The 12340-nt window shown below is 62.5% G+C and carries 12 protein-coding genes; 3 read left to right on the top strand and 9 right to left on the bottom strand.

Features of this window, described 5'->3' with window-relative positions; genetic code table 11:
• Positions 1-13: 13 nt before the first annotated feature.
• Positions 14-1633, bottom strand: coding sequence for a methyl-accepting chemotaxis protein (locus DXT74_RS14700; protein WP_194426319.1), 1620 nt, complete (start codon positions 1631-1633; stop codon positions 14-16).
• Positions 1634-1834: 201 nt separating this feature from the next.
• Here DXT74_RS14700 and DXT74_RS14695 point away from each other — a divergent pair, with 201 nt between their 5' ends.
• Complete coding sequence (locus DXT74_RS14695; protein WP_196783766.1) at positions 1835-2251, top strand: hypothetical protein; 417 nt, start codon at positions 1835-1837, stop codon at positions 2249-2251.
• Between the two features lie 126 nt (positions 2252-2377).
• On the opposite strand, the gene DXT74_RS14690 is transcribed toward DXT74_RS14695, so the two are convergent.
• The 7 genes from DXT74_RS14690 to DXT74_RS14660 all read right to left on the bottom strand — a co-directional run bounded on the left by DXT74_RS14690 (position 2378) and on the right by DXT74_RS14660 (position 8083).
• Positions 2378-2776 (bottom strand): hypothetical protein, encoded by a 399-nt coding sequence (locus tag DXT74_RS14690; RefSeq protein ID WP_043631820.1) that lies wholly within the window; start codon positions 2774-2776, stop codon positions 2378-2380.
• Between the two features lie 270 nt (positions 2777-3046).
• On the bottom strand, positions 3047-4582 hold the full coding sequence (gene purF, locus DXT74_RS14685; protein ID WP_081555775.1) for an amidophosphoribosyltransferase: 1536 nt from the start codon (positions 4580-4582) through the stop codon (positions 3047-3049).
• Positions 4583-4688: 106 nt separating this feature from the next.
• Complete coding sequence (locus DXT74_RS14680; protein ID WP_019102285.1) at positions 4689-5183, bottom strand: CvpA family protein; 495 nt, start codon at positions 5181-5183, stop codon at positions 4689-4691.
• A 5-nt stretch (positions 5184-5188) separates the two neighbouring features.
• A complete protein-coding gene (locus DXT74_RS14675) occupies positions 5189-6010 on the bottom strand; it encodes an SPOR domain-containing protein (RefSeq protein ID WP_114152927.1) in 822 nt (273 codons plus the stop codon).
• 7 nt (positions 6011-6017) lie between these two features.
• A complete protein-coding gene (gene folC / locus DXT74_RS14670) occupies positions 6018-7286 on the bottom strand; it encodes a bifunctional tetrahydrofolate synthase/dihydrofolate synthase (RefSeq protein WP_043631810.1) in 1269 nt (422 codons plus the stop codon).
• Positions 7283-7726: a protein YgfX gene (locus tag DXT74_RS14665; RefSeq protein WP_194426318.1), complete on the bottom strand. Its 444-nt coding sequence runs from the start codon at positions 7724-7726 to the stop codon at positions 7283-7285. Before DXT74_RS14665 ends, folC begins: the two co-directional genes overlap by 4 nt.
• A 3-nt stretch (positions 7727-7729) precedes the next feature.
• Positions 7730-8083 (bottom strand): hypothetical protein, encoded by a 354-nt coding sequence (locus tag DXT74_RS14660; RefSeq protein WP_019102281.1) that lies wholly within the window; start codon positions 8081-8083, stop codon positions 7730-7732.
• A 123-nt stretch (positions 8084-8206) separates the two neighbouring features.
• Between DXT74_RS14660 and DXT74_RS14655 the strand changes: the two genes are divergently transcribed.
• Entirely contained in the window at positions 8207-10117 is a 1911-nt protein-coding gene (locus DXT74_RS14655; RefSeq protein ID WP_043631800.1) for an ATP-binding cassette domain-containing protein, read from the top strand.
• Positions 10114-10674 carry a C40 family peptidase gene (locus tag DXT74_RS14650; RefSeq protein ID WP_019102279.1) on the top strand — a complete coding sequence of 187 codons (561 nt, stop codon included), beginning with the start codon at positions 10114-10116 and terminating at the stop codon, positions 10672-10674. Before DXT74_RS14655 ends, DXT74_RS14650 begins: the two co-directional genes overlap by 4 nt.
• A gap of 297 nt (positions 10675-10971) precedes the next feature.
• Here the strand turns inward: DXT74_RS14650 and DXT74_RS14645 are convergent, their stop codons facing one another.
• Positions 10972-12291, bottom strand: a complete 1320-nt coding sequence (locus tag DXT74_RS14645) for a glycosyltransferase (RefSeq protein WP_194426317.1) — start codon at positions 12289-12291, stop codon at positions 10972-10974.
• Positions 12292-12340 lie beyond the last annotated feature (49 nt).

The following is a 12340-nucleotide window of genomic DNA, read 5'->3' as shown; positions in this document are numbered from 1 at the left end:
CGAGTCAGGCATCTCACAAGCGGTATTGCGATAGGGTGGCGATCTGTTCCTTGGCCAACCGGTCCAGTTGCTGCGCGCTGCTAGCGGTTTCCTGCGCCGCTGAGCTGGCTTCCTCCGACATCTGGGCAATGCTTTCCACCTGCACCGCGATATTGTTGGTTGCGCTGCCCTGCTCCTTGATCGCCGCGGAAATCTCGCTCACCATGCGCACGGTGTCGCCGGTGGCCCCGCCTATCTGACGGATGGCGGTATCCGCGTCATCCGCCCTCTCCACACTGTTTTTCACAAGATCTTCCGCGGTTTGCATCTGGGTGCTGGCCTGGCGCGAGCGCTCCTGCATCGCCGACAAGGTGCTGGAAATTTCCTGAGTGGAACTGGTGGTGCGCTCCGCCAGCATGCGCACCTCGTCCGCCACAACCGCGAAGCCACGCCCCATCTCGCCGGCGCGCGCCGCCTCTATAGACGCGTTCAGCGCCAACAGATTGGTCTGATCGGCAATATCCTTGATCACACTGACCACGGCATTGACCTGGCCGCTGAATTTTTCCAGTTCGCGAATGCTGCCGGCGGCTTCGTCCACTGCCCGAGAGATTTGACGGATATCGTTGATGGTCTGGCTGATGGTGGTGGAACCCTCCATCGCCATGGTGCCGGCGGAACTGGCCAAGCTGTGGGTTTCCTGTGCGCGGTCGGCCACATGGTTGACGCTGACCGTCATCTGTTCGATGGTGGCCGCCACATTGGCCGAAGAGCTGCTTTGGGACGCTGCCGCCGTGGCCACTTGCTCGGCAGTCTGGTTCAGCGCCTGAGAAGCGCCGGCCACCTCCTGGGCGCCTGACAGAATGGCGCCGAGATTTTGCTGCAAGCGGCCCAGCAAATCATTGAAGGCGCTGGCGGTTACGCCGATCTCATCCATGCGCGCCACCGGAGCGCGACGGGTGAAATCCAGCTGTGCGCTGACCAGTTGGATGGTGTCTTGTATCTGCGCCAGGCCGCGGCGGATCACCGAGAGCACCTGACCGCCCAACAAGGCCACCAGCGCCACCACGAGCGCAATGAAACCGGCCATCATCCAGAGTGTGCGCTGAGAGGCGGCTTCGTTCGCCTTCTGGATTTCGGCGGCCACTTGCATATTGAAGGCAACGTGCGCGTCAATCGCCTTGCGAAACGCTTTGGTGCTCACCCCTATCGCTCCGCTGATGAACTCCTTATTGGTCGCGGCGATATCATTGGTGTTGGAGATGGCGAATAATTTCTGTCTGCCTTCTCGCAGTTGCGCCAAGGTGCGAAGGTCTTCATCCAGCAGTTTGCGGTCGCGCTCATCGTAAACGTCGCTCTTGCCGTAAGTGTCGAAGGCGCTGTCCAGTACCTGGTCTGCTTGCTTGACCATGTCCTCGGCCGCCCGCTTGTCTTCCGGCCGGCTGGCCAATACATGGCGGATAATCCCGCTACGCATATCGATGAAGCCGCTAGTCGCCTTGTTCAGGTCTCGCACGCTGGGAATCAGATTGCCCAAGGCATCGTCGAAACGATGCTTGGCCTGTTGTTGTTCCCACAGGCCGTAGCCGCCTACCGCCAGCACCGCCAGCAAGCTGGCCGACAGCAGCATTACTATTCTTTGCACAATCGTCATCAACGCTCTCCTCTGTTTTTACCGCGCATGCCAGGATGGACGGCTTCCATGCGATCACTATAGGCGATTGAGCCGGCAAACCGACGGGTAACGCGGATTCATGCATTTGGGAACTTCTGTCCATGCCAACCAATCTCACCCCACCAATAGTGATTAATATAGTCAGTTTCATCCGGACGCATGGCCTCAAGGGAGAACCGAATGTTTGAATCCTGGATCCGTTTTTCCGTGCTCCTATCTATAGGAGTGACTGTGCTGTCGCTGGCCATCACCGGCTTTCTGCTGTTTCGTTCTTTCGACTGGACCTCGCAACTGCGCGGCCTGCCCGGTCCATGGCAGCGCGAAAGCGTGAAAGACGGTATCCGGCTCAATGCCGACGTGCTGTCGATCCGCCAAACCGGCTTGCTGGTCAACCAAGTGCCTATGATGCGTTTGGAATTGAAAGTATGGCAGGACGGCTTTAGCCGGGAACTGACGATTGAACAACTGATAGACTTGGGCAATATGCCGCGAGCAGGCGAGAAAGTGGAAATCATGGTGGACCGCCATGATCCGTCTCGCGCTTCTTATCTGCGCTTGGCGCCGGCGGGAGACGCGCCGGCAACGCGTTTCCCCTAGAACGGTTTACGATTTTTCGTGCCAAGCCGAGACAAGGCGGAAACGGCTGAGAAAACGACGCGCGCCACGTTTCACAACGCACGGCAGATCGTAAACAGGTTCCGATAGATCGGGTTTGACGCGGCGCTAGGCCCGAGTCGATTTTCGCGGCCGCCTGGCGCGCCGCTGCAATAGTTCTTCCAACTGAGCGCTGATTTCCAGCGACGCCTTCACGCCCAGCCCCTGTTGCAGCGCGTCGCGCTGCGGCGGCGCGGCCTGGGCGAACAGCATGGTCTCCCTCAGCAAGGCGTTCATCGAATCCAGCCCACCCTGAGCATGCGTTTGCAAGCGCGCGTTGATGCGGCGCAGGCTGTCGGCCACGTCGATGGAATCCGTGACCGCGCTGTTCAGCCGCATCAGCTGCCCTATTTTCAGGTAGTCCTGCAACTTGATGGCGCCGCTTTGGCTCATGGTCAGCACCAGGCCTTCGATGATTCTCTCCAGCGCGGCTTGCCGCGCAACCAGCATCTCCAGAATGTCATCCATATCCACTCCTCAATATCAGGCGCGTCAAAGGCAGACTAACAAGTAAACAGTTTTAAATACATATTAATTTAGACCAGTTTACGCATCTGCTTTATCACGCCGGGTTTTTATCGGCTTATGGCATCAAATATTCAATATGGGAAACGGGTTTGGCAAGCGAAATACCGCAAGGCTCAGGCATTGTCAGCCTGGCTGTCGCCAAATTGCGTCGCGGCGACAAACAAAAAAGCGGCGGGCAATGCCCGCCGCCATTCGGAAATTGAATCCCTATTACATTAGATTCTGCTCGGCCACGTTCAGGTTCAAGTCAATCATCTGCTCGCTGCCGCTCCGCTCCGCTCCCGCCTTGCCGTCCAGCCGATCGGCCTCGATCGCGTCCAGATAGGCCGGCGTGATATCGCCGGTAATGTACTCGCCGTTGAAGCAGGAGGTTTCGTAGCTGCTCAGCTTGGGATTGACGCTGCTGACCGCCTCTTCCAGCGCGGACAAATCCTGATAGATCACCGCATCGGCGCCGATTTCTTCCGCGATTTCGGCCTCGTTGCGGCCCGTTGCCAGCAGTTCCGCGCGAGTCGGCATATCGATGCCGTAGACGTTGGGGAAACGCACCGCCGGGGCGGCCGAGGCGAAATACACTTTCTTGGCGCCGGCGTCGCGCGCCATCTGCACGATTTCCTTGGAGGTGGTGCCGCGCACGATGGAGTCGTCCACCAGCAGCACGTTGCGGCCCTTGAACTCGCAGGCCACCGGATTGAGCTTCTGACGTACCGATTTCTTGCGCACCGCCTGGCCCGGCATGATGAAGGTGCGGCCGATATAGCGATTCTTGATGAAGCCTTCGCGGTACGGCAGGCCCAAGTGGTTGGCCAACTGCAAAGCGCTGGGGCGACTGGTGTCCGGGATGGGCATGACCACGTCGATATCCAGTTCCGGCAAGGCGCGGCGGATTTTCTCCGCCAGCTTCTCGCCCATCACGATGCGCGCCTGGTAAACCGAGGCGCCGTCAATCACCGAATCCGGCCGCGCGAAGTACACGTATTCGAACAGGCAAGGCGCGTGACGGGTATCGCTGGCGCAGCTACGGGCGTGGAATTCGCCGTCGAAGCCGACGAACACCCCCTCGCCCGGCTGTACGTCGCGCAGCAGGTTGAAACCGGAACAGTCCAGCGCCACGGACTCGGACGCGAACATGTATTCGGTCTTGCCGTTGTTGACGCAAGTGCCTATCACCAGCGGGCGGATGCCGTTGGGATCCCGGAAGGCCACCAGGCCGTAACCGGCGATCATCGCCACCACCGCATAGGCGCCGCGCACGCGGCGATGCACCGCTTCGATGGCGCCGAACACCGCGTCCACGTTCAACTCGTTGCCGCTGAGCCGCTGGGTTAGCTCGTGGGCGAACACGTTCAACAGCACCTCGGAGTCGGAGTTGGTGTTGATGTGGCGCAGATCGTGGCGGAACATGTCCGCTTTGAGCTCTTCGGTATTGGTCAGGTTGCCGTTGTGCGCCAGCACAATGCCAAACGGCGAATTGACGTAGAACGGCTGCGCCTCGGCCAGGCAGGAGGCGGAGCCCGCTGTGGGATAGCGCACGTGGGCGATGCCGGCGGTGCCCAGCAGGGAGCGCATATTGCGGGTGCGGAACACATCTCGCACCATGCCGCTGCCCTTGTGCATGTGAAAGGTCTTGCCATTGGTGGTCACGATGCCGGCGGCGTCCTGACCTCGATGTTGCAGCACCTGCAAACCGTCATACAGCAACTGGTTGACCGGAGCCTGACCGACCACGCCTAGAATTCCACACATCTTTTGCTCTCTTCCCTACAACTAAAGAAACGGACAAAAAAACAAGACAAAGAAAAAGGCGGAATCTTGAAGTGAAGATATCAAGATATTCCGCCTTGTTCACCAGCTACCCGGTGTAGTGGAGGTTATCGGCCAGCATCGCCGGTAACCAGGGCCTTAATGATAAGGCCACCGATTCAAATGGCGCCGAGAGCACGGCATTCCTCCACATGGGTTGTCGCGGCAGATCGCTCAAGCCGCCCACCAAAACCAGGGCCGTCACCAGCACCAGCCCGCGAGCCAGGCCGAACACCGCCCCAAACAATCGATTGATCCCGCCCAGGCCCACACTGTCCAGCATGCCGGTCAGCGTGACCCGTAGCAAGGCCGTGGCCAGCCAGGCCAGGAAAAACACCGCTACGAAACCCGCCACCAGCCGCAAGCCTTCCGAACTGAGTTCGCCGGGCAAAAACGCCGACACCACAGGCGAAAACTGCTTGGCGCACCAGAAAGCGATCAGCCAGGAGCCCAGCGACAGCACTTCGGCCACCAAGCCGCGCATCATCGCCACGAGAATGGAACCGGCGATGATGGCGATGGCAATATAGTCGAAGATGGTCATGACGGCTACTTGGTCACGATAATGCCGTTAACGCCGGCCTTGGCCAGCTTCTGCAAAGTGGCTTGCGCCTCGGCGCGGCTGTTGAACGGCCCCACCCGCACTCGGGTCACTTCGCCCTTGCTGGTCTGCACCTTGCTGAAATGGGCGGACACGCCTATCGACGACAACTTGGATTTCAAGGCGTCGGCCTTTTCCGGGTCCGATAGCGCCGCCAACTGGATGACCGATTTACCCTCGCTCTTGGCGGAGGGCTCCTCTTTCTTCGCCGCGGGCTTGTCCAGCGAGTCGAAGCGACCCTCAAGGATGGCCGCCGGGTCCGGCTTGCGCGCCGGCTTTTCATCCAGCTTGATCTCAGGCTTTTTATGCTCGGGCTTGGCTTCGGGCTTGGCCGGTTTTGGCTCCGGCTTGTGTTCGGGTTTGGGCTTGGCTTCCGCTTTCGGCTCGGCTTTGACTTCCGGCTTGGGCTCCGGCTTCGCCGCTGGGACGGGTTGCGCCGCCGGCATGGCCGGCGTCACGGAAGACAGGTTGGCCGCCAGTTCGGTGGCGCCTGGCTTGGACGCGGGCGAGACTTCGGCCAGCGCCGCGGAGGCCGGCTGGGCCGGCGGCGGCACGGCGCCCGCAGGCGCTTCGGCGTGATTGGCCGCCGGCGCGGAAGCGCCCGCGCCCAGCACTTCTATGGATTCCGGCTTCATCTGCTGCTCGGGCAGGCGGCCCACTACATTCCACAAAACGACGGTGGCGACGGTAACCAATACCACAGCGCCCACCAGACGGCGTCTGGCGCGCTTGCGCAACAGGATCAACTCCTCGTGTGTGGATAAAGCCATGCTTTCCTCAAGCCGGGTGTTGCCGGGCTTCCATCACCTCGGCAACGGTGTGGAAGGAACCAAAAACGACAATTCTATCACTCTCCTCCGCCTGCGATAAGGCCGCCGACCAGGCTTGCGCCACCGTGGCGAAGGATTGCACCCGCGCGATGCCCATTTCCGCCAGCCTGGCGGCGATGCGCTCGCCGCTCTGCCCGCGCGGCATGTCGAGGCCGCCGACGAACCAAGCGTCGAACTCCTCCCGCGCCAAAGACGCCACCTGCTCCAGATCCTTGTCCTCCAGCATGGAGAACACCGCCAGCCGGTTGCGGGCGAACGGCAGCTGTTTCAGGCTGGCCGTCATCGCCTTGACCGCGTGCGGATTGTGGCCCACGTCCAGCACTACCGCCGGTCGCCCCGGCAGCACCTGGAAGCGGCCCGGCCACTCCACCTCCAGCAAACCGCGCTTAACCGCGCCCAGGCTCACCGGCAGACGAGGCTTCAAGCACTCCAGGGCCGCCAGCGCGGCGGAGGCGTTGATCATCTGATAACCTCCGCGCAAGGCCGGCAGAGGCAAGGCGTGGCGGTGGGCGTCGCCCATATGGAAGGACCACTGGTTGTCCATGCGCTGATAGCCGAAATCCGGCCCGTACAGCTTCAAATCCGCGCCAATGGCCCGCGCATGCTCGATCAGACGCCGCGGCGGATTCGGGTCCGCGCACAGGGCCGGCTTGCCGGCCCGGTAGATGCCGGCCTTCTCGAAGCCGATATCCTCGCGGTTGTCGCCCAGGATGGCTTGGTGGTCGATATCCACGCTGACCACCACCGACACGTCCGGCTCGAAGATGTTGACCGCGTCCAGGCGTCCGCCCAGCCCCACTTCCAGCACGATCACATCCACCTTTTCCGCAACGAAGCTGTGCACCGCCGCCAGGGTGCCGAACTCGAAATACGTCAGGGAGGTGTCGCCGCGCGCGGCGTCTATCGCCTCGAAGCTGGCGACAATGCGCTCGTCGCTGGCCGGGGCCAGATCAATGGCGATGCGCTCGTTGTAGCGCAGGATATGGGGAGAAGTGTAAGTGCCCACCTTGAAGCCGGCGCAACGCAGCATCGCGGACAGCATCGCGCAGACCGATCCCTTGCCGTTGGTGCCGGCCACCATCACCACAGGGCACGACGGTTGCAGTTTCATCGCGGCGCGCACCCGCTCCACGCGGGCCAGGCCCATATCGATGGCGGTGGCGTGCAGGCTTTCCTGCCAGCTCAGCCACTCGGCCAGAGTCTTGTGTCCAGTCATTTCGTCTCAGTATCGTCCGAGGCTTGAAACCACAGCAAATAAGTCCGCAAGCGGCGGCGGCCGTCCGCCGGCGCCGAATCCGGCCACAACATCAATGCGCGCCGGCGGCCGCCTATGCTCACATTCAACACCGTCAGCCACGGGGTGACGAAGCAGTCGTCCAGCGGGTTAGCCGGCAGCGCGGACTCGCGCCATAAGGTCAAACGGCCCAGGCTGTCCACTTCCAGCCGTCTGAAACGGCCGGCGTCGCCCCAGCCGTCGGCGTGCAAGGCCCGCCAGAGCAAGAAGGCCGCAACCGGCAGCAAGGCCAGCCAGGGCGTCGGCAGATAGCGGACCACCGCCCAGGTCAGCAGCACGCCGGCGGCGGCGGCCAGCGACAGCCAGAGGCGGGAGGGCCTCAACTCGAAGCCGAAAGGCTCCAGCCGCTGCCGCCGGCTCATTGCTTAGAGATCCAGCGCCGGGTTGTTGCTGATATCGGCGTCCACGCTGTCTATCACCGTGGAATGGATCTCCACATCGAACCACTCCCAGAAGGCCTTCAAGGACAGATCCTTGGGCCATGTTTCTTCGTCCTCGTACCAGGACGCCAGTTCCATCTTGAACAATTGTTCATAGATTTCGTCGATGTAGGCGACGCCCTCTTCCGGCTCGTCGAACTCCGGCAGCAGGATCACGGTGCAGTCGGTGCGCAGGCTGTCCAGCGCCAGATCCATGTCGTTGTCCGGAGCCTGGTTCAGCCAATCCAGGAACGGTTGTTTCGGTTTGATCACGGCCACCGAGCGGTCAACGAAGTACATAGCATGCCTTTCATTCAAGTTTGGCCGGCATTGTAACAGCACAAACCGCGCGGCGCTAAGCGTGGAAGCGTGACCGGCATGTTACAATCCGTGCATTTTTCCATACAGAAAACAACACGCACCATGGCTCTGATTACCGTCGAAAAAGCCTGCCTGGCTTTTGGTCACCACGCATTGCTGGATAACGTCGATTTTGCGCTGGAGCCGGGCGAAGTGGTCGGCTTGATCGGCCGCAACGGCGCCGGCAAGTCCTCGCTGCTCAAAAGCGTGGCCGGCGCGGTGGCGCTGGACGACGGCCGCGTCAACATCAAGGGCGACGTCAAGGTAGCCTATGTGCCGCAAGAGCCGGAACTGGCCCCGGAGCACACGGTGTTCGAAGCCGTGGCCGAAGGCCTGGGCGACTTGAAAAGCCTGCTCACCGAATACCATCAGGTCACCCATCAACTGACCCAGGCGGACGCGGACCACGAACAGGCGCTGACGCGGATGGAGCATATCCAGCACGAACTGGAAGCCCGCGGCGGCTGGCAGTTCGACGCGCTGATCTCCTCCACGCTCTCGCATCTGAACCTGAACCCGGACGCGCGGATCAGCGAACTGTCCGGCGGCTGGAAAAAACGCGTGGCTTTGGCGCGCGCGCTGGCCGCCAAGCCGGACGTGCTGCTGCTGGACGAGCCCACCAACCACCTGGACGTATCCGCCATCGAATGGCTGGAAACCCTGATCAAGAGCTATGGCGGCAGCGTGCTGCTGATCACCCACGACCGCCGTTTCCTGGACAACGTCGCCACCCGCATCGTGGAGCTGGACCGCGGCATTCTGCGCAGCTATCCGGGCAGCTTCTCCAGCTACCATGTGCGCAAGGCGGAAGAACTGGCCATAGAGGAAGAGCAGAACCGCATCTTCGACAAATTCCATGCCCAGGAAGAAGTGTGGATCCGCAAGGGCATCGAGGCGCGCCGCACCCGCAACGAAGGCCGCGTGCGCCGGCTGGAAGCCATTCGCCGCGAGCGTTCGGCGCGGCGGGAGCGTGTTGGCCAAGTCAACTTCCAACTTAACGCCGGCGAGCGCTCCGGCAAGCTGGTGGCGGAGCTGGAGCACGTCAGCAAGGGCTTTGAGGGCAAAACCCTGATCCGCGACTTCACCACCCGCATCCTGCGCGGCGACAAGATCGGCCTGATCGGCCCCAACGGCGCCGGCAAAACCACGCTGCTCAAACTGATTCTGGGCCAGCTGGACGCGGACAGCGGCAGCGTCAAGCAGGGCAGCAAGCTGGAGATCGCCTATTTCGACCAGTTCCGCGAGCAACTGGACGAAGACAGCAGCGTGGCCGACATCATCAGCCAGGGCAACGACTTCGTGGAAGTCGGCGGTGTGAAGAAACACGTGATGAGCTATCTGGAAGACTTCCTGTTCTCGCCGCAACGCGCGCGCAGCCCGGTGCGCTCTCTGTCCGGCGGCGAACGCAACCGCCTGTTGCTGGCCCGGCTGTTCACCCGCCCGGCCAATGTGCTGGTGCTGGACGAGCCCACCAACGACCTGGATATCGACACGCTGGAACTTCTGGAAGACGTGATCGCTCAATATTCGGGAACCGTGTTCCTGGTCAGCCACGACCGGGCCTTCCTCGACAACGTGGTCACCCAGGTGATCGCCTTCGAAGGCAACGGCCGGCTGGAAGAATATCCAGGCGGTTACCAGGACTGGATCGACACCAAGGCGCGCATGGCGGCGATGAAACCCACGGAAAAGCCCCGGGAAGCCGCCGCTCCGCAGGAAAAGGCCAAGGACAAGCCCAAATCCGCGCGCAACAAACTGTCCTACAATGAGACGCGAGAGCTCGCCGCGCTGCCGGACGAGATCGCCGCGCTGGAAACCGAGCAAGCCAGCCTGAATCAGCAATTGCTGGACCCCAACTGCTACCGCGACACGCCCAAGGAGGCCATCGCCTGGCAGCGCCGGGTGGAGGAAATCGACGAATTGCTGATGGACAAGCTGGCGCGCTGGGAAGAACTGGAGTCAAAGCAACAATGAGCAAAACCCTGCCGCCTTCGCCTTCTTCGCCGCTGGACCGGCGCGCGCTGCTGCGCGGCGCCGCGCTGCTGTCGCTGGCCGGCTTGCTGGCCGCCTGCGGCACCACGCCCTCCAAGGTGGCGGGCGGCCGAAAACCCCGCCCCTCCGGCGACCTCAGCCTCTCCGGATTGAAAGCCGACGGCGCCAGCCGGGAAATCCTGATCTACACGCTGGGCCTGCTGGGCCTGGACTACAAGTTCGGCGGCACCAATCCCGAGGCCGGTTTGGATTGCAGCGGCATGGTCGGCTACATCTACCAGAACGCCGTCGGCGTCACGCTGCCGCGCACCGCCGCCGAAATCGCCAGCGTGGCGCGCCCCATCCCGGACAGCCGGATGCGGGTAGGAGACCTGGTGTTCTTCAACACCATGAACCGCCCGTTCTCCCACATGGGCATCTTCATAGGCGACGGCAAGTTCGTGCACGCGCCGCGCACCAATAGCTCCATCCGCGTGGCGCGGCTGGACAACAGTTATTTCGCGGCCCGTTACGAAGGCGCGCGCACGCTGTTCAGCTAAGAGCGGCTAACAGAAATCAGTTTTACGGCTGAGGCAAGGCGCGCCGACGCAGGCGGTACTTGATACGGCAAGTCGGCGCAACGCAGCATCAGGGGTTTGTTAGCCACTTTTAGAGTCTGTTCATAATCTGCTGCGCGTAGAGAGACGTGGCACGGTGAGTAACGCTTCAGAATGCTCATGTACCGTATGTACATTCCGCTTCTTCAGCCGTTTTCTCCTTGTCTCGCTCTTGCTCGAGAGGCTTTGAACGGGCTCTAAAGGCCAATGCCGCGGAAAAAAGTGACCACTGACGGCTCGTTATGAGCAGGTTGAATGGGACGCTTGCCCCAGCAAGGCCTTCTCCACCTCATCCAGCGCCCGCGTCGCGCCCTCCTCGGCCGCCATTCTCAAGGCCAGCTCGCGGCAGGCTCGACCCACGCCCGGCTCCGCCAGCAGCCGGCCCAGCAAGCGCTCCATCCTCCCCGCGGACACGCGCCGCGCCGGCAACACTTCCGCCACGCCCAGGCTCTTGGCTCGCTGGCCGTTGTCGAATTGGTCGTAGGCGTAAGGCACGATCAGCTGCGGAATCCCGGCGCGCATCGCGTCCGCCATCGTGCTGACGCCGCCGTGGTGCGCCAGCGCCGCCGCCCGCGGCAACAGCGCGGCGAAAGGCGCGTGCGCCTGCCACAACACGCTTTCCGGCAATGCCGGCGGCAACTGAGCCGCATGCGAGGTGATGAACAGCCCGCGCCGTCCCATCCGCTTCAAAGCCTGCAGCGCGGCGGCGAAATAAGCCGCCGCGTGCCGATGACCGGTACCCGGCGTGAATACGATGGGCGGGTCGCCAGCGGCAAGAAAGGCCTCCAGTTCGCGGGACAGCCCCGGCCCCTCCGCCGCCGCGGGCAGCACAAAGTCGCCCTGCGAGAACGGACGCGGCCAGTCCGGCTGCATGGCGGCGAACCAGCGCGGAAACAGACTGACAGAGGCGTTGGGCGCCCTCAGCACATGCTCGAAAAAGTGCGGCTCCGCCGGCAAACCGCGCAGGGCGCGCGCCGCGTTCAAACCGGGCAGCGTTCTGGCGTTGAACCAGCGGTGCAGCGCCCGCCACAACAAGCCAACCCCGGCCGGCGGCAAGCAGCGGGGAATTCTCAGGGAGCCCATGGTGCGCAAATCGTGGCGGCTGCATAGATTGGACGGCGCGAGATACGCCGTCACGATACGCAAACCCGGCCTCGCCGCCCGCGCCAGAGCCGCCATCGGCACCAGAAGGGGGTGGCACAGCACCACGCAATCCTCGGCGTCCGGCAGGTCTTGCGCCAACTCGCACAAAGCGCCCAGGTCCGGAATCAAACCGTTCCAGATCACATCCCAACCCTTGCGCTCATGCCATAGATCCGGGTTGTCCAGCACCGCCTGTCCTTGTTCGCGGCTGCTGAACAGCCGATACGGCAGCCCAGCGGCGCGCACCGCCTCCTCCTGCAGCGCCGGCGCCATCAGCAACGCGCGGTGACCGCGAGCGCTCAAACCGCGCGCCAGCGCGATGAAAGGCTGCATGTCCCCGCCGGTGCCGCTGGAGGCGACGATGATCAAAGGCCCGCGCGTCGAATCCGCGCCGGCGTGCGGCGGCTCCTGGCTCATCGCCTGCCTCCTTTTGCTATTGCGACAAGGCATTTTAAGTCAATGTCAT

It is taken from the genome of Chromobacterium sp. Rain0013, from assembly GCF_015291765.1.
Lineage (GTDB): Bacteria > Pseudomonadota > Gammaproteobacteria > Burkholderiales > Chromobacteriaceae > Chromobacterium > Chromobacterium haemolyticum.
Note: the sequence above shows the minus strand (reverse complement) of the source record. Positions and strands in the feature narration are given on the sequence as shown.